This window comes from Actinomadura terrae (assembly GCF_022751215.1).
GTDB lineage: Bacteria > Actinomycetota > Actinomycetes > Streptosporangiales > Streptosporangiaceae > Spirillospora > Spirillospora terrae.
On the sequence record NZ_JAICDG010000013.1, the window covers coordinates 1 to 15,372 of the forward strand.

Here is a 15,372-nt window from a genome sequence, read left to right on the forward strand (position 1 = left end):
CCACTCGCGGCATCGCCCTCATGCGGAACCTGACCATGACCGTATGAGGGCGCGCGGCGGGCCGCCCAATTCCCGATCGCCATTCACCCCGTGCCATCAGGATCGTTACGGGACGACCTTTAGACGAATCCACCGCTAGCACCTCGATCCACCAAAGAAACGACATCGCACCAGCTCCGGGCGCCGCACCCCCGCAGCGTCCCCAACCGGCCAGGCCGGGGGTTTATCGCGCACGTATCGAAAAATGCATACGCCCGCGCAACACTCGTCGGGCTTCGATAGGGCGCCATGGACCGCAACGGTCCGTGCCGGCGGCATGATGCCGCGGCTTCGGAAGGTGATCGTCGAAGAGGAGAAGGTCATGGCTGATGACGGCTCGTGGGGTCGGCGTTCGCTGTTGCGAGGCGCGGCCGTCATGGCCGGTGCCGTCGCGGCGGCACCGCTGGTAGGCGGGGCGGCCAAGGCGCGCACCCGCGGTGACGCGGACGCGTTGTTCAATGCCGGGAAGTTCGAGCAGGCCGGCCGCGCGTACGAGGAGATCCTGAAGAAGGACCCCACGAACCTTCACGCGGCCCGCCAGCGAGGCTACGTCGGGCTACTGGCCAACAAGTTCCCCGAAGCCGAGAAGTACCTCGCGATGGCCCTCAAGCTGGCGCCCGACGACAAGGAGGCCAACACGCTCCTGGGCGACTGCTACATCCGGCAGGACAAGTTCTCCCTCTCCGTACCGCACTGGCAGGCGGCCGGCGAGGTGGCCTACGCCAAATGGTTCGCGGCCCTCGGCGGCGACGCGTACCAGGTGCACGGCGACATCGGCCGTGTGAAATGGGAGCAGACGGACCCGGGTCCGCAGATCGAAGTCTCGGTCAACGGCGGGCCGCCGAAGCTCTTCAGCTTCTACACCGGCGCCGGATGGCTGGGCATGTCCGCGCAAGTGGCCAGGCAGGCCGGGCTGCGCCCCGTGTACCAGGAGGAGAGTGACTTCGAAGGCCACAAAATGGTGTCCTACTACGGGGTGCTGGACTCCTTCAAGCTGGGCGGCATCGAACTGCGCAACGTCCCCGTGAACTGGTCGGAAGCGGAATCGGCCGACGACGCGCCCCCCAAGCTCAACGACGGCCTCATCGGCACCTGGGTCTTCTACCACCTGCTGACCACCTTCGACTACGCGGGCCAATCCCTCATCCTGCGCCGCCCGACCCCCGAGGCGGTCAAGAAGGTCCGCGCCGACGCGGCACAGGCGGGTGTCAAAGCTCTCCCACTGTGGATGTCCCGTGACCACGACCTCGCGAGCATCGGCAGCCTCGCCGGCTCAGGCCCGCGGGTGATGGGCGTCAACCTCGGCGGAAACGGCGAAATAGTCGCGGGCATGCCCGGCGACGTTGCGAAGCGGCTGGGCATCCGCACCGACTACGACCGTCCGATCCAGACGTCCGGCCACGGCCACCCGACCACCACCTACCCCTGCTACCCGAAGGAGCTCCGCCTAGGCGACGCCGTCGCCAACGACGTCTACGCCGAGATGGACCCGAACATGCCGATCAACGTGCCATGGCCGTACGGCCCGGGGTACGACCAGACGGGCTACTTCGCCCACTGCTTCTTCAAGCCCTACAACGTCACCGTCGACTTTACCAACATGAACCTCTACATCGCCCGCGGCAAAGCCAACTGATCATCGCCGGGCAGGGCGTCATATAGGTACCCGAGACCGAACCTCCACCGAAAGAACAGCTCGACCACCGAGCCTCGCACAGAGGGCATCGCAGGCTACGGGCACTTCTTCCAGACAAGCTGGTAGGACGTTCCAGGGACATCATCCGCGGAATCGATGGTAATTAGACTGACCTTCGTCGCATCAGATGTCCCCAGCTTGACCCGCAAATCTGTGCGTATGTTCAGCGCACGCGCTTCGCCGCATCGCGTCCAGACGAGTTGTTGCTCCGGCACGGTTTCGGTGAATACCCAGACACCTTTCGAGCCACTGGGCAACTCGTGCGGAAGCTCCCTTGGGTCCGCAGCTCCTTGGAAGTAGAAGGCGCTTGCATAGAGGGCTGTTGCACCATCCCGTAGAGCGGCGTAGCCATAGTTCCTCACTTGCGAGATCGCGTAGACGAAGCCCTGCGGGTAACGCACGTCTAGACTGACCTGACAATTCTTACGCGATTCGGTGGGGCTCGACGAACCGCCGGCCTGCGCCACATAGTAGCTGTAACCGATCTCAATAAGATCACTGTGGGACTTGAGCTTTACCGAGACAGTGTCGGCCGGGCATCCGGAACCGGCGACGGACAAGAGCTTGACGGTAACCGCTTCTGGGCCGAGAACAAGTCGAGAACCAGCGCTAGCCGGCATCGCGGTCACGGAAATCGCCGCAACGGCCACGCCTAGAACGGACATTACCTTGCGCACGCGACTCCTCCAAGCTAAGGGCAGGCATCTCTTTCGGACGTCCTAAGCAGCCAGTACCTCCTACCAGCCGCCAACGCATGCAATTCAGAAACTGGACGCAGAGTAACTTTCACTGCCATCGCTGTAAAGCCTCAATTTTCAACTCACCCCCTCTGAATAATTTCAAGGGGTTGAGCCCACTCCGGCCAGGCTGACCATAAACACCGATCGCGCAGGCCACGTCCCCTAGCAAACGAATCCACCGACGACGCTCGACCCCACCACACAAAGCGGCTTCAGCCGGTGATGCGGACACCGCCCCGGCCGGTTAAGCACGACCACTAACCGGGACCGCTACCCGTCGGCACATCTCCAGGACCTAGCGCTCGCCGATGCGCCGCCACCACCAGGCTTGATCTCCCTCGGCCAACGGATTCGGCAGGGTCCGTTCACGAAACTCTTCAACAAGCGGAGACAGGACCGCCTCGACCTGACGTCTGGCCGACCTGGGGAGAGTTTGGACAATCGCGTGGAGAGTATCCAGCGCTTCTCGGGGATCATGGCATGGACAATACGTATCCGGATCCAGGACCAACCATCGCCCGTGCCGCCGTCCAAGGAACCAACTCAACGCGGAGAGCGCGGTACCCATCTCCTCGACCGATGGACTACGACCCGTCCGTGCGGCGTGCTCGATCTGCCGAAGCACCTTCGCCGACACGCCCTCGGGGATGCGCGAAGGCGGCTTCTCGTGCTTGGCGTACTGGTTACCCCGCAGGTGACCTGGCGATCTCCGACTCATCGGCAGTTTCGGCTGGACGGCATGACGCCATGTTGTCATCGAACGCCTCAGCACCACCACCCGTCCCGACCCCTGTTGCGCGGCAGGAAGTGCGTGGTCGCGTATCGAGAGGACTGGATGCCCGCATCACCCAGTAGTCAGGCACGTCCACACGATAAGACTGCCCTGGCCCCTTGAAACCAACTCCCTGAAGGTGGGCGCGACCTGGACCTTCAGTACCTCGTCGAAGACGACCTGCGCCGATTTCCGCACGCTCACAGGCAAGCCTCCCAGTCCACAGCATTCATCTACCGCATATACAAGGAGGGGACAGGCGCCGCGGCGGCGCGTAAGCGGACGTCGCACACCCGGCACGCGGAGCCCGGGCGGCCGATCAAACGCATCGAACGCGTCCACCGGCTTTACGGTTGAATATGAGCATGCATAGTCGACTCTGGGCCATGCTCACCCCTCAGGCCCAGGACCAGGTGGACACCCTCGTCAGGATGGACCGCCAGATCGAGGCCTTGAAGACAGTTCGCGACAGCCTCGACGAGGCGCCCCGCCCCGGCCTATATGACTGCCTGGATCTGGTCGCCGAACGCTATGCGGCCCTTGGCAAACGCTTCCACCGTTCCCCCACCCCGCCCCTCGATCTCGAAGCGCTGACCACCAAGGTCCGACTGCTGCCGCACCGTCCGGCCGCCATCGAAGCCGTATGGGACGGAGACTCTGAGGGGTGGTTCGTCCTGTTGCTCGCCATCACGCTCGCCCCCAAAGCAGAACACCACCTCGCCTACGTCCAGCACGGCTCGGATTTGCGGGCGTTCAACGGCCAGGTCCCGCCCTGGCCGGAGGCAGCGGAGGCAAGCTCTGTAGGACGAGCGCTGGCGGAGCGATTTGATGTTCCGTTCCACTTCGCAAGCCCTGAGACACCAGACGATGAAGCCCCCCGTTGGTGGGACGCTCAGTAGCCAGTCAACTCCAACCTTCAGCGGTTGCCGCGTTGATCACCGATTGCGATGCGCGGGATCACCCAACGAAATGCCGTCGGCCATGGTTTCGCACTCGGAGCCAACCGCATCGAGACGGGAAGTCGTACGGGCATCAGCCAAGGTCACCGTCCGCGGCCAGGAGGGCCAACGCGAAGGGCGTGCGGAGCCGAAACAGCTGGGGCGATGCCTCAACGCGCAGCGTGCTCCCCGCCTCTCTACGTCGTAATCAGGAAAGCGCCCCCTAGGGAGCGGCCCACCTGTTCACCGATGCGACACCGAAACCGGCTGTACCAGCGCGAAGGCCAGTTGCCGAGTGTGCAGGCCAGCGCTCGCCCTCGAGCCCGTCCCTGAGCGGTCGCAGGGGCGACGCCGGCAACGGCCGCAGCGCGGCGAGTCGGTCGCGGAGGGCCCGAACCTTGGCCGAGTCCAGATCGTTCGGCGGCTCGTCCCGAAGCAGCCTCGGACTTGGCGTACCCGAAGTCGACCTTGCCGTCCACGACTCGGACACGCGCATGCTGGTCTTCGCCGGGGCCGGCACCCCGCCCAGCTGAACGGCGGGCGAGGCGTCGCCGAGCTGGGCGACCGCGGCGGTGAACCGTTCGCTGGGCAACTTGGCCTCCTCGTCGGTGCGCTGCTCGCGATGCGCCACCTACCAACACGACCAGGCCGCCCAATCCGGCCAACGAACGCCAACTTCACCGGCTCGAATAGCACCTTGGAACCGATCTACCGCTCGCGCTTGATCCCATGCACGTCCAGCAGATCCATTCCCGCTATCACCACGGCGACGGCGAACGTGCCCGCCAAAGCCCCCCACACCGGCACCGGCCGCCGCACCACCGCCCGTGCCCGCTCACACGCGCCGCCCCAGCCCCTCATTGACCAGGCTGGGCGCCGCGGCAGCTCCCGGAGCCCAGCCCACCGCGACGGCCGTCCGCGCCTTCGTCCAACGGCTCGTTAGGTGAACGGGCTCGGACCTGGACCGCACGAGTCCTCACGATCGTCCAAGCGTCCGAAGCACTGAAGAGGGTTTCGCCCGGTGGCCGACGGCGACGTCGCGCTGATGGTGGCTCGCCTAGGGCTCAAGGCCTCGGGCAGCAACTCCCCGGAGCAGGCGCTCTGTCCGCTCACGGCACGGCGCGACCGGATCTGGACAGGCGTCCCCTATCCGCGTGCCATCACCGCAGGCGACGGAACCGCACCCACCTGGATACCGTCCGTAATCACCATTTGTACACTCTCCGTAATCAAACGACCACAAATACCCATTGAAACCGACTGTGACGTCACCAACACTTCTCGTGTCGACCCTTACTGGATTCCGCACCGCCCGCTCCCCTGGGATCTTTGTGTCACGGCCGTGCCCTGGGGCCACCGGCGGCGTGGAACCATCGCCAAAGGAGAGCAGATGCTGTCGATGAAGTCCACCGCCCTGGCCCTGGCCGCGGCCACCGCCGCGACCTGCCTGGTCACCGCCGGAGCGGCCAACGCCCACACCACTGCCGCCCCCGCCAAGCCCGCCGCCGCCCTCCCGCCCGGCTACCAGTTGGTCATCCTGCCCAACGCCAACGTCCCCAACTTCCAGCGCCGGGTGCTGTACTGCCCGGGCAGCAAGCACGTCCTGGGGGGCGGAGCCGAAGCCCGGGGCAACGGCGCGATCCTGGTCGGATCGTTCCCCACCGACGACGCCCGCGGCTGGATCGCACTCGGCCGCCAGATCGGCTACAACGACGTCGGCATCAGCGTCTACGCCATCTGCGCCGACTGACCACCCTGTCCCTCTCAACGGTCCCGGCCGCCTCGGCGGCCGGGACCGGCCCCATGACCGCTCTGCGATCCCTCGCAGCCGGGCCGCAGGAAGACACGCGGCGTTGGCCAGCAGCACCCCGTACTCGGCTCTGCTCACCGCCACCAGCCCACCCGCCACCGCGCCCGCCACTGCCTGCCCCGCCATCTGTCCGGCGGTGCCGCCGGGGGCGCAGTTGCCGGGCCCGCCCACTAGTCCAGCCGCTGGACGGCTGTGGTGGGGCCGTCAAAGCCCGCAGGCAGTCCGGCCCCCCACAACAGCCAGTACTCCACCAGCACCCACTCAGACGCACCGACCCAGCCCCCCGTCCACCCCGACCGGCGCCGCGCCAGCGCGGCTCCGGCGAGAAATCGGGCACGTAGCGGGCACGGCGGAGGATGAACGCGAGAGGCCCAGTGTCAGTGATGAGCAACCATCGCGGTCTGATCCGTAGCAAGATCAGCGGCGTCCATGCGTGCCTTGTGACATGCAGCGACCCTATTGCGTGTTCACCCACGGCCATGGCCAACCCAGCTGGAAGTTGGCACTGACATAGGCCATCGGGTCAGGCTTCGAGCCCGGCAAGCAAGCGCGCCACTCCGAGTCCAGTGTTCAGGTAGTCCACGAACAAGGAGTTGTTCAGCGCCCACTTCGATCGGCGATGACGAACTAGGAAGATGGCGTCCTCGGTGCTGTAACCCGACAGCGTGAGTGCGTGGGCGATGACGAGACCGGATCGGTTGTACCCGGAATGACAGCGGACCAGCACGCGCCTGCCTTGGCCGATCACCTCCACCGCCAGTTCTGCTGCCCGACAGACCGCCGCGATCTGCTCAGCGGTCAGCGGCCCATCGGGAACTTCCACACACTGGTGGTCGACGCCGCCGCTTGGACCGTGTCCCTCACGTACGTACAAGCTGATCACTAGGTCGAACTCGTCACCCACGATGGCCGGCGCCCGGTTTCCCACCGGGTCCCGGTAGTAGTGGCCGCCCATCCACAGCAACGGGACGATCTCATCCCACGGCGTCCCCGCATCGGGCGCTCCTCGGCCCTTGGTCCGCATGGCCTCACTCCCGCCAGCGCCACCCGGACCACCGGAGGCCGGGCAAGATCAACCGAACACGCCCTCACGCTACAACCAGAACCGCTGATTTCGGCATAGCGGGAGATGACCGCCATGAGCGGCCGACTCCCCCAATACGCCCCATCAGCAACCCGCGATTCACCACCACACGCCCAACCACCCCACGCGCTGACGTGTGCCGCATAAGCCGCTGCGGACCTCCGTCGCGGTAAAGCACCCTTCCCCAGCGAAGTCCAGGCTGTCCGCTTGGGAAGAGCTTCGATCTCCCCTGCTAACCCCGCTGACCTGGCGTAGCACCGTACCGCAAGTGACCGCGACTGACCCTTGTTCACCCTGCCTAATGGCCCGTCGCGGTAGCCGCTGACCTGACCACCTTCGGCCTGTTCGGAACAACGACAGGGCCCGCATACTCCGGCGGCAAGGGGACCCGGAGCGCAGGGCCGACCACGGCCCGAACTACCGACAATCCTGGGCCTTGGTGCTCTCGCCCAGGTGGCGCGTGTTGGGTCGCGTGATCCCGTGAGCCTGTTTGAGCCGCCCCAGGGTCGTTGGAGACTCGATCGAGAGGGTGATCGAGTCATGGCACGGAAGCCCCTACCCTCCCGAGTTGCGACAGCGTGCGGTCCGCATGGACGTACTGGGGCGTCTTATCAGGAATCTCGGATTTCGTGGCTCACGGCTTCGAGGTAGTCGTTGATGGCTCTGTGGTTTTTCGTGAGGCATTCGATCTTCTCTTCCATGCGGTCGCGTTCGTGTTCGAGTGTCGCAATCATGTCCGGGGTGACGTACGGCAGGTGTATCGCCCTTGAGCTGTCCAGGCAGGGAAGGATCTGCTTGATGATCCGGGTGGGCAGGCCGACTTCGAGGAGGCCCCGCACTTGCCGCACCCGGTCGACAACGTAGTCCTCGTAGATCCGGTACCCGTTGGGGAGCCGTTCGGAGTGGATCAGCCCCTGCTCCTCGTAGTAGCGGAGCATCCGCACCGGCGTGTCCGTGCGCTGGGAGAGCTCACCGATCTTCATCCCCACACCCTTCGTGTCTGGGCTGCGATGCAGCCGGACTTGACCCTCACACCAATGTCACACATTGATGATCGGGTATGCCACGAACGGATACAGCACCATCCCCTTCCGCCGCTGACGCACGGTTCCCGCTCGCGGGTCTGCTGGCTCTGGCTGCCACGGGCTTCATCACGCTCCTGACGGAGACGATGCCCGCTGGGATGCTGTCGCAGATGAGCCGCGACCTGGGAGTGAGCGAGGCGGCTGCGGGGCAGAGCGTCACGGTCTTCGCGATCGGGGCGATTCTCGCGGCGGTCCCTCTCACGAGAGCCACGATCGGCTGGCGACGCAAGCACCTGCTGCTGTTCGCGATCTCCGGGTTCGCGGTCGCCAACACGGTCACGGCCCTTTCCGACAGTTTCGCGCTCACCCTGGCCGCGCGGCTCCTCGGCGGGATCGTCGGCGGCATGCTCTGGGCGCTCCTTGCCGGTTACGCCCGGAGGATGGTTCCCGCGCACCAGCGCGGCAAGGCCATGGCCATCGCGATGGCGGGCGGGACCGTTGCGCTGTCCGTCGGGGTCCCCGCAGCCGCGTTCCTCGCCAAGGCCGTCGAATGGCGATTCGCGTTCGGGGTCATCACGCTGGTCACTCTCGCACTGATCGTGTGGGTGATCGCCACCGTTCCGGACTTCCCCGGCCAATCCAAGGGCGCACGACTGCCGCTGGCCCACACGTTCCGTCTGCCCGGAGTCGCACCGATCCTCGTCGTGACGTCGACGTTCGTGTTCGCACACAACATCCTCTTCACCTACATCGCCCCGTTCCTGGCCCCGCTCGGCATGGCGGGTCAGGTCGATTCGGTGCTGCTCACCTTCGGCCTGGTCTCGCTCGTGAGCATCTGGCTCACCGGCGTACTCATCGACCGGCACCTGCGCATGCTCATGATCCTGGCCTGCGCGCTCCTGGCCACAGCCGCTCTCATGCTGAGCGTCTTCTCTGGCAACCCCGCCCTCGTTTACGCCAGTGCAGCCCTGTGGGGACTCGCGTTCGGCGGCGCCTCAACCCTGCTGCAAACCGCGATCGCTGACGCCGCAGGCGCAGCGGGCGACGTCGCACAAGCACTCCTCACCACATGCTGGAACATCGCGATCGCCGCAGGCGGGATCATCGGCGGTATCACCCTCAACGTGCTGGGACCCCCTTCCTTGAGCTGGATCACACTCGCGCTCCTGCTCCCGGCGCTCGCCATCGTCATCGGCGCACGTCGACACGGATTCACCAGCCGCACATTCGAACGCGAGACCGCCTCCGAGCCGGACGCGCGACACCAGACAGCCGAAAACGGCGCGCTGTCGTGATCGCCGGCGTCGCCTCTTGCATCCGCCGCCTTGTGGCGAGGAACAAGCGCAAGACCTTCGATTTCCCGGTGGAAGCCGCGAAGCGGCACCGCGCTCCTAACGCAGAATCATGGAGCTGCGAAGATTCGTGACAAGTCCTTGCGCCTTGAAGCTGGACGGTCCGGACGTGTACGGGGGCCGGGGCCTCGTAGTCTTGGCTGGCGGACGGGCAGCACCTGCCTGCCTGCAATGGCCCGTCGCGAGGCCCCGCGCGAGGTCCCCGTACAAGTCGGGAACTGGCCAGCGGCATCGATCCCGGCCATCGAGCGGCTCGACGGAACTGACCTTGGCGCCGGAAGCGGGGAGGGCTGCTCGGCCGGTGAGGAGCTTGGGCTTCAGGCTCCCGCTTGCGCTGGGGCGGGCGACCGCGAAGCGGACGCCCTTGAAGACGTAGAGAACTTCTCATCCGGTCCGGCCCGCTGGGTGTGATGTCAGGGCTTGGTTGGCTGACTCTTCAGGTTGAGCAGGGCTCGCATCGTCCCGGCGGGGGTCACGCAGCGAAAGCCGGTGTCGTCGTCGAGCATGTCTGCTGAGGCGTCGTTGAACGTGGAGGGCGCACAGCGCAGGAAGGGGCTCGCGAACGGCCGGGTTCGGACTCGGTCGGGCACCAGTCCCAGGTGTTGCCGCACATGTCGTACACGCCGTACGGGCCGACACCGCTTGCGTAGCAGTTCAACGGGGGTGGTGCTGCGCTTGCCGCCCTCTCGGCAGGTGACCTCCGCGGGAGTCCGCTGGTTGCCCCCGGGGGGGTAGACCTCGCCGCGCGTCCCTCTGGCTGCTCTCCCATCGCTGGCCGCTAGGACGGGCTTTGGCGCATCGCTGGGCGTACGCCTGGGTGTCGTGCCAGGAGACGAAGACCACCGGATGGTTGTCGGGCGCTTCGGGGATCTGGCCGTCCTCCCAGTGCTGCTGCGGCTTGTCGTGGGTCGCGGCGACGACCCGGGCGTAGCAGGGAACGCGTCGATGTGGAACGCCGTTCGCAGCCGCTCCAGAGGTGGGTCGGCAAGGTCTTTGGAATACATCGGTAACCGGAGGGCATACCGGCGCCGGGAGGTAACACATCATGGTTCCGCTGCTACTGGTCCTGCTGCTCATCCTCATCCTGCTCGGCGCAGGGTTCGCACTGAAAATCCTCTGGTGGCTCGCGATCGCGGTCCTACTGATCTGGCTGATCGGCTTTGTCGTTCGGCCCACCGGGACTGGCGGCCGACGTGGCCGCTGGTACCGCTGGTGACCACCTGAGACGCCCTCGGAGAAACGAGAGCAAGCACCCCTATGCAAGGGGCACGCCGATGATGGCGTGCCCCTTGCCTTCGTTCCTCGGAGATTACTCGCCTGCTCCGGGGGCAGGGACACCAGCGAGGCGGCGTGCCATAAATCCTTAATGTTCCGGAACCAGGCATCCAAGGATCTCCCAGCACGCCGCCTCGCATACCCAGGCAGTGAATCAGGCTCCAGCCGCTCAGGCCGCATACGGTTCGCGGGCCGAAGACAACTGTGCGGGTACCCGCCCCACCGGGGGTGTCAGGGCCCAGGGGTGCCGTCTTGGCACGAAACCCGGCACGCGTCCCGGGACCAGTCGCGTCCATAAACGTGACGCTGATCTCCTGGCCGATGACCCATAGCAGGTCCGGCAGGGTCGGGATCGATGCGGGGGCGACGCAGCAGGTCACGCCCCGGTGCATGCGCGCCCGTGGACGGCGCAGTCCGCTACGTCCTGACAGCGGCAGCAGACTCACTAGCAGGCAAGGGGTTTCTTATCGAGACGCACTTGGCGGCATGACCTGCTGTGGCAACAATGCGAATGCGGTCAATCTCATGACGTTACGGACAGGCAGCGCGTCATCCATGGAAGTGCCGACATGAATACGATCTCGTCGCTCGCGGCAGTCCCGGTTCTCGCCGCCGGTGTGCTGGTCGCGCCCTCGCACGCCGCACACGCACTGATCCTTGATCAAAGCTGTCTCGACAATGTGGTTTTGACCTGGGACCCGCCTCTGACGAACACGCCGCAGACCCTCGCCTACACCGCCGAGGGGCAGCTCAACGGCTGCACCGACAGGACCCATCCCTCCGGCGGCTACGCCGAGAGCGGCACGGTGCCGGGGGCGTCATGCACAAACCTGTTCACCCCGGGAAACGCCACGCGCACGTTCGTGTGGACCAACGGAGGGACCAGCGTCATGTCCTACAGCTGGTCCTCGACGCGCCTCAACGGCAACATCGTTTACGTTGCCGCCGGGTCGATCCGCCCAGGCGGGCTGTTCGGCGGTGAAAATGCCAAAGAAGCGATCACCGTGCTTGCACCCGACCCCATCGCCTGCTCCGGTGCTGGTGTTTCCCGGCTTTTCGGCACTGGGACCCTGGAGATCGGCCTTTGATCTGTGGTCTTTTACCGTTCCCGGCTGCTTGGGTCTCATCGTCCCAGTAGAGCGAGAGCAAAGCCACTTAGCGTGCACAGAACTCTCGGACGGTAGTCGACGCGGATTTGCGCCATGCACGCCGTGAGCCGAAGGTCCAGAAAAGGGAGGGCCCGTGATGAGGATCATCAGAGTAGCCGCCACAGCCGCCGGTGCCTGCCTGGCCGGTGCGGCACCGGCGCTGGTGGCGGTGGCCCCGGCCGCCCATGCCGTGGCCGGCCAGCTATGCGACCTGACCGAGGTCGTCACCTACGATCCGCCGCTGACCAACACTCCGCAGACGGTGACGTTCGACGTCAGCGGCCAGCTCGTCAACTGCACCAACCCGGCGGCCCGCACCGGCTCCTACCACGAGTCGGGCTCGGCGACGGCTGCGACATGCACTGGCATCCTGTCGGCCGGTAGCGGCACGCGTGTCTTCCACTGGAACAACAGCGACCTCCAGCCGAGCACCTTCTCCTACAACAGGGTCGTCAACAGGATCGGCGGCAACATCCAGGTCGTGGCCATGGGTTCGATCACCTCGGGAACATTCACCGGCCTTCCGGCCAAATCCCTCGGTGTCGGCCTACAACCCGACCCGATCGCGTGCGCCACCACGGGAGCCTCACAGCTCACAGCGGTAGGGACGTTGACGATCGGCCTCTAGCGTTCCGCACGAACTCCCGCGCCCGATACCTGGTCCGCTCGCGGTACAGCTGAATCCTCGTCGCATGTGCCTGGCGCCCCTGCGAATCACTGCCTGAATCCGGCGTAACGGCACCGTCGGATATCAGAGCTATCCAGCACGGCGGCCATGACGCAGCAGGTCAACCGGATCTGGACCGAGGCGGTTAGTTGCGCCGCACGGCAGGCCCCCCGTCTGGGCACCATCCGCGTAGATCCGCATTGCTCCGGCGTCCAGGGGCGGCGTAGCTCCATCTCCTCGGCGGCGGCCTGGCGGGCGCGGGCGGAGTCGCAGCTTTCGCGGGCGATTTCGTCGCGTCCGGTGCGGCGGCGGAATCGGGAGCGGAACACCGCCGCGTTCACCTCCTGCTGGAGGACACGGCTGGCGGCTGCCGCAGGAAGCGCCCGGTAAAGGAGCGTGACGCGTTTGGGGAACGGGCCCGGCGCAACAAGCCGGGCCAGGACGTCCGCGCGCACGTTCTGGCGGGGCGGTGGCCATGGATGCCAGCGTCTGCCTGGTGTCGCTGCACGCGACAGTCACCGTCACCGACCCCAGCCAGCTCCGCCGCGCCATCGCGCAAGGGCATGGCCTCCATCATGATCACCCACTCCCTCGCCGACCTCGACTCGCTCGCCACCGAGGAGGACCGCGTCAAAGCCCAAGGCTTCGCCGACCGGTCGGCCATCACCGTCCTGGCCGGCCTCCCACCCCGCGAACTGGCGCGCGTCAACGAGATCACCCCGCTCACCGGCCCTGAACAGCAACTCGTCACCTCCTGGTCGGCCCCCGACTCCTGGCAACCCGGCGCCCGCCACCCCGGACGCGGCAAATACCTGATCAAAACCGGCGACCGCCTCGGCGTCCCCATCGAACTCTTCCTGATCGGCCGCGAGGTCGACCTCTACGACACCGATCAGAAGATCCGCCCGGATCACCGGCAGCATCGGACGGTGACCCGGGACGAGGTCAACCGCGTCTGGAGCCGGTGCGGTGTCAGAAGCGGGAACCCTGGTTCATGACGCGTTCGGCGAAGGCGCAGAAGCCGGCGGTACGGCGTCGGTTCTCGAAGGGGTCCTGGTCAGCGAATACCGAGTCGGGCCAGAGATCAAGGAACCGATCAGCGCGGGCGGTGCCAAGTTCGGCGTCCAGATGGAGCAGGCCACCGAGGGCCGCGTCCTGGTCGTAGTAGCAGTCCGACCGTCGCAGGTACCGGTCCAGGTAAGCGGCGAGAATGTCGGCGTCTTCGGGTTGGGCGAAGCGGACCAGGGCGATGCAGTAGCCGATTCCCGCAAAGGCCAGTTCGCTGGCCAGCAACAGCTCACCTAGGGCGTCCCTGAACTGGGTGCGCCGATCCAGCGCGATGAGCCACCCGGCAGTGATCCGGGACCGCCAGTCCAACTCCAGCAAAGTCTCCAGATCCTCATCGCTGACCTGGCGCGCATCACTCGCCAAGGCGCGCTCAAAGACATCGCGATCAGGCCTGTCGGACCGTACCGGGTCACGCAGACTGCGATAACGGCTGGCCGCGTACGGTCCGGAACCCCAGATCACATAGCGGCGGACAAGGGCCATGTCCTGCGGCGTGCCGGGAACACGGAAGGTCATCCCCTCATCCTGACCGGTGAGACGGCTAGCCGTTCAGGCAAGCAGCCCAGATCTCCCGACCTGGCCATCTGGATCGCCGTATGACGCGCGTTGGATCCTCGAGCTTCCCTGCTGCATTCCACCGCGGGCCACGCTGAGACCCTCCCGCGCCGGGTCTGCCCGAAGCCCTCCAGGCCGAGGAGTTGCCGCTGGTAGGCCATCACCAACGCGAACAACGCCCCGACGCCGGCCACCGTCCCGAGGACGGCCGACCACGGCGGTGATGCTCGCAACGGTCAACGACCGTCTGATCGGCCAGAGTCCGGCCGCCTGCTCCCGTTTCGGCCATCGAGCCCTCGGCGCGACGGTCCGGCTCCTCTGCCGCGCCGTGCGGCGCCACCTAAGCCGGTCAGTCGCGTCACCCGCCCCCACCGTTCACCGGTGCCGCAGCAACGAACGGATCCGGCCGGGACGATCGTTTTACGACAGATGGTCGGCCATACCGTTTGGCAAGCCCTCGGGCCGTTGCCTGGCCGTGCCGGTGAAGTTGACCACGCTGCCCTAGAACTGAGCGTGCCTGAAGTCGACCCTGCCGCCCTCGAACTGAGCGTCTCTGAAACTGACCCGACCAGCGTTGAACCGAGCTTGCTGAAAGTTGCCCCTGCCGCCCTCGAACCGAGCTTCCCTGAAGCCGATCGTGCCGCCCTCGAACTCGGCGCCGCCGAAGTTGACCGTGCCGTCCCGGAACCGAGCCGCCGTGAAGTTGACCGGCCCGTCCCCGAAGCAGGCGCCTCCGAAGTTGACCGCGCCGCCCTCGAACTGAGCGTGTCTGAAGCTGACCCTGGCGCCACTCAACCGGGCGTGCCTGAAGTCGACCGTGGCGACCACGAACCGGGCGCCCTGGAAGGAGACGGCGCCGCTGGTGAGGACGGCGCGGGAGAAGTCACCGCCGTCGAAGACGACGTCGGTGAAATCCAGGTCGTGCCCCCGCCAGGACACCGGGGCACCGTTGCGCAGGTGCGCGCTGATGATGCGGATGACGGTGTGACGGACCTCGCGGACTGCCCGGTAGCTCCTGCGGGCCACCGCGTGCTCAGCCGGGTCCTGGCCCTCGGCGGGTTCGTCTCCGGGGTCGGGGTCGTGTCGGGTAGCCGGGACGCATCGCTGCGTCCCGGCCCCCTCAGAACCGGACGTGCGACTTGGCATCGCATCCGGCTCAAGCAAGCCGCGAGGGCGTTGCGGGTATACGTGGGAGTTCCCTGC

14 protein-coding genes are annotated in these 15,372 nt (G+C 66.3%); 8 read left to right on the forward strand and 6 right to left on the reverse strand.

Annotated features, from left to right (window positions below):
* The first annotated feature begins 244 nt into the window (after positions 1 to 244).
* Positions 245 to 1,675 carry an aspartyl protease family protein gene (locus K2F47_RS40125; protein ID WP_242911507.1) on the forward strand — a complete coding sequence of 477 codons (1,431 nt, stop codon included), beginning with the start codon at positions 245 to 247 and terminating at the stop codon, positions 1,673 to 1,675.
* Between the two features lie 95 nt (positions 1,676 to 1,770).
* Here the strand turns inward: K2F47_RS40125 and K2F47_RS40130 are convergent, their stop codons facing one another.
* Positions 1,771 to 2,412 (reverse strand): DUF4360 domain-containing protein, encoded by a 642-nt coding sequence (locus K2F47_RS40130; RefSeq protein ID WP_242911508.1) that lies wholly within the window; start codon positions 2,410 to 2,412, stop codon positions 1,771 to 1,773.
* Positions 2,413 to 3,678: 1,266 nt separating this feature from the next.
* Between K2F47_RS40130 and K2F47_RS40135 the strand changes: the two genes are divergently transcribed.
* Positions 3,679 to 4,146, forward strand: a complete 468-nt coding sequence (locus K2F47_RS40135) for a hypothetical protein (RefSeq protein WP_242911509.1) — start codon at positions 3,679 to 3,681, stop codon at positions 4,144 to 4,146.
* A gap of 1,429 nt (positions 4,147 to 5,575) precedes the next feature.
* Entirely contained in the window at positions 5,576 to 5,935 is a 360-nt protein-coding gene (locus tag K2F47_RS40140; RefSeq protein ID WP_242911510.1) for a hypothetical protein, read from the forward strand.
* A gap of 583 nt (positions 5,936 to 6,518) precedes the next feature.
* Here K2F47_RS40140 and K2F47_RS40145 read toward each other — a convergent pair.
* Together K2F47_RS40145 and K2F47_RS40150 are read right to left on the reverse strand one after the other, a co-directional pair.
* Positions 6,519 to 7,019, reverse strand: coding sequence for a protein-tyrosine phosphatase family protein (locus tag K2F47_RS40145; protein WP_242911511.1), 501 nt, complete (start codon positions 7,017 to 7,019; stop codon positions 6,519 to 6,521).
* A 671-nt stretch (positions 7,020 to 7,690) separates the two neighbouring features.
* Positions 7,691 to 8,062 (reverse strand): MerR family transcriptional regulator, encoded by a 372-nt coding sequence (locus tag K2F47_RS40150; protein ID WP_242911512.1) that lies wholly within the window; start codon positions 8,060 to 8,062, stop codon positions 7,691 to 7,693.
* A 212-nt stretch (positions 8,063 to 8,274) separates the two neighbouring features.
* On the opposite strand from K2F47_RS40150, the gene K2F47_RS40155 reads away from it, so the two are divergent.
* The gene (locus tag K2F47_RS40155; protein ID WP_242911513.1) at positions 8,275 to 9,399 is read left to right on the forward strand and encodes an MFS transporter; all 1,125 of its coding nucleotides are present in this window, start codon (positions 8,275 to 8,277) and stop codon (positions 9,397 to 9,399) included.
* 711 nt (positions 9,400 to 10,110) lie between these two features.
* On the opposite strand, the gene K2F47_RS41895 is transcribed toward K2F47_RS40155, so the two are convergent.
* Positions 10,111 to 10,539: an SUMF1/EgtB/PvdO family nonheme iron enzyme gene (locus K2F47_RS41895; RefSeq protein WP_372491016.1), complete on the reverse strand. Its 429-nt coding sequence runs from the start codon at positions 10,537 to 10,539 to the stop codon at positions 10,111 to 10,113.
* Between K2F47_RS41895 and K2F47_RS40160 the strand changes: the two genes are divergently transcribed.
* The 4 genes from K2F47_RS40160 (at position 10,502) to K2F47_RS40175 (ending at position 13,544) form a co-directional block, all read left to right on the forward strand.
* On the forward strand, positions 10,502 to 10,672 hold the full coding sequence (locus K2F47_RS40160) for a hydrophobic protein (RefSeq protein WP_242911514.1): 171 nt from the start codon (positions 10,502 to 10,504) through the stop codon (positions 10,670 to 10,672). The genes K2F47_RS41895 and K2F47_RS40160 overlap by 38 nt on opposite strands.
* A gap of 628 nt (positions 10,673 to 11,300) precedes the next feature.
* A complete protein-coding gene (locus K2F47_RS40165; RefSeq protein ID WP_242911515.1) occupies positions 11,301 to 11,819 on the forward strand; it encodes a hypothetical protein in 519 nt (172 codons plus the stop codon).
* Between the two features lie 157 nt (positions 11,820 to 11,976).
* On the forward strand, positions 11,977 to 12,507 hold the full coding sequence (locus tag K2F47_RS40170) for a hypothetical protein (protein ID WP_242911516.1): 531 nt from the start codon (positions 11,977 to 11,979) through the stop codon (positions 12,505 to 12,507).
* A gap of 614 nt (positions 12,508 to 13,121) precedes the next feature.
* Positions 13,122 to 13,544, forward strand: a complete 423-nt coding sequence (locus K2F47_RS40175) for a hypothetical protein (protein ID WP_242911517.1) — start codon at positions 13,122 to 13,124, stop codon at positions 13,542 to 13,544.
* On the opposite strand, the gene K2F47_RS40180 is transcribed toward K2F47_RS40175, so the two are convergent.
* Both K2F47_RS40180 and K2F47_RS40185 read right to left on the reverse strand, forming a co-directional pair.
* Positions 13,519 to 14,130, reverse strand: a complete 612-nt coding sequence (locus tag K2F47_RS40180) for a DUF6000 family protein (protein WP_242911518.1) — start codon at positions 14,128 to 14,130, stop codon at positions 13,519 to 13,521. The two genes, K2F47_RS40175 and K2F47_RS40180, sit on opposite strands and share 26 nt — an antisense overlap.
* Before the next feature lie 540 nt (positions 14,131 to 14,670).
* Positions 14,671 to 15,195 carry a pentapeptide repeat-containing protein gene (locus K2F47_RS40185; protein ID WP_242911519.1) on the reverse strand — a complete coding sequence of 175 codons (525 nt, stop codon included), beginning with the start codon at positions 15,193 to 15,195 and terminating at the stop codon, positions 14,671 to 14,673.
* Positions 15,196 to 15,372 lie beyond the last annotated feature (177 nt).

Bases quoted from the DNA above. Each gene is read 5' to 3' on its own strand.
- K2F47_RS40125 (WP_242911507.1), top strand. From the start codon at position 245: ATGCATACGCCCGCGCAACACTCGTCGGGCTTCGATAGGGCGCCATGG.
- K2F47_RS40135 (WP_242911509.1), top strand. From the start codon at position 3,679: ATGGACCGCCAGATCGAGGCCTTGAAGACAGTTCGCGACAGCCTCGAC.
- K2F47_RS40140 (WP_242911510.1), top strand. From the start codon at position 5,576: ATGCTGTCGATGAAGTCCACCGCCCTGGCCCTGGCCGCGGCCACCGCC.
- K2F47_RS40145 (WP_242911511.1), bottom strand. From the start codon at position 7,019: ATGCGGACCAAGGGCCGAGGAGCGCCCGATGCGGGGACGCCGTGGGAT.
- K2F47_RS40150 (WP_242911512.1), bottom strand. From the start codon at position 8,062: ATGAAGATCGGTGAGCTCTCCCAGCGCACGGACACGCCGGTGCGGATG.
- K2F47_RS40155 (WP_242911513.1), top strand. From the start codon at position 8,275: ATGAGCCGCGACCTGGGAGTGAGCGAGGCGGCTGCGGGGCAGAGCGTC.
- K2F47_RS40160 (WP_242911514.1), top strand. From the start codon at position 10,502: ATGGTTCCGCTGCTACTGGTCCTGCTGCTCATCCTCATCCTGCTCGGC.
- K2F47_RS41895 (WP_372491016.1), bottom strand. From the start codon at position 10,539: ATGAGGATGAGCAGCAGGACCAGTAGCAGCGGAACCATGATGTGTTAC.
- K2F47_RS40165 (WP_242911515.1), top strand. From the start codon at position 11,301: ATGAATACGATCTCGTCGCTCGCGGCAGTCCCGGTTCTCGCCGCCGGT.
- K2F47_RS40170 (WP_242911516.1), top strand. From the start codon at position 11,977: ATGAGGATCATCAGAGTAGCCGCCACAGCCGCCGGTGCCTGCCTGGCC.
- K2F47_RS40175 (WP_242911517.1), top strand. From the start codon at position 13,122: ATGATCACCCACTCCCTCGCCGACCTCGACTCGCTCGCCACCGAGGAG.
- K2F47_RS40180 (WP_242911518.1), bottom strand. From the start codon at position 14,130: ATGACCTTCCGTGTTCCCGGCACGCCGCAGGACATGGCCCTTGTCCGC.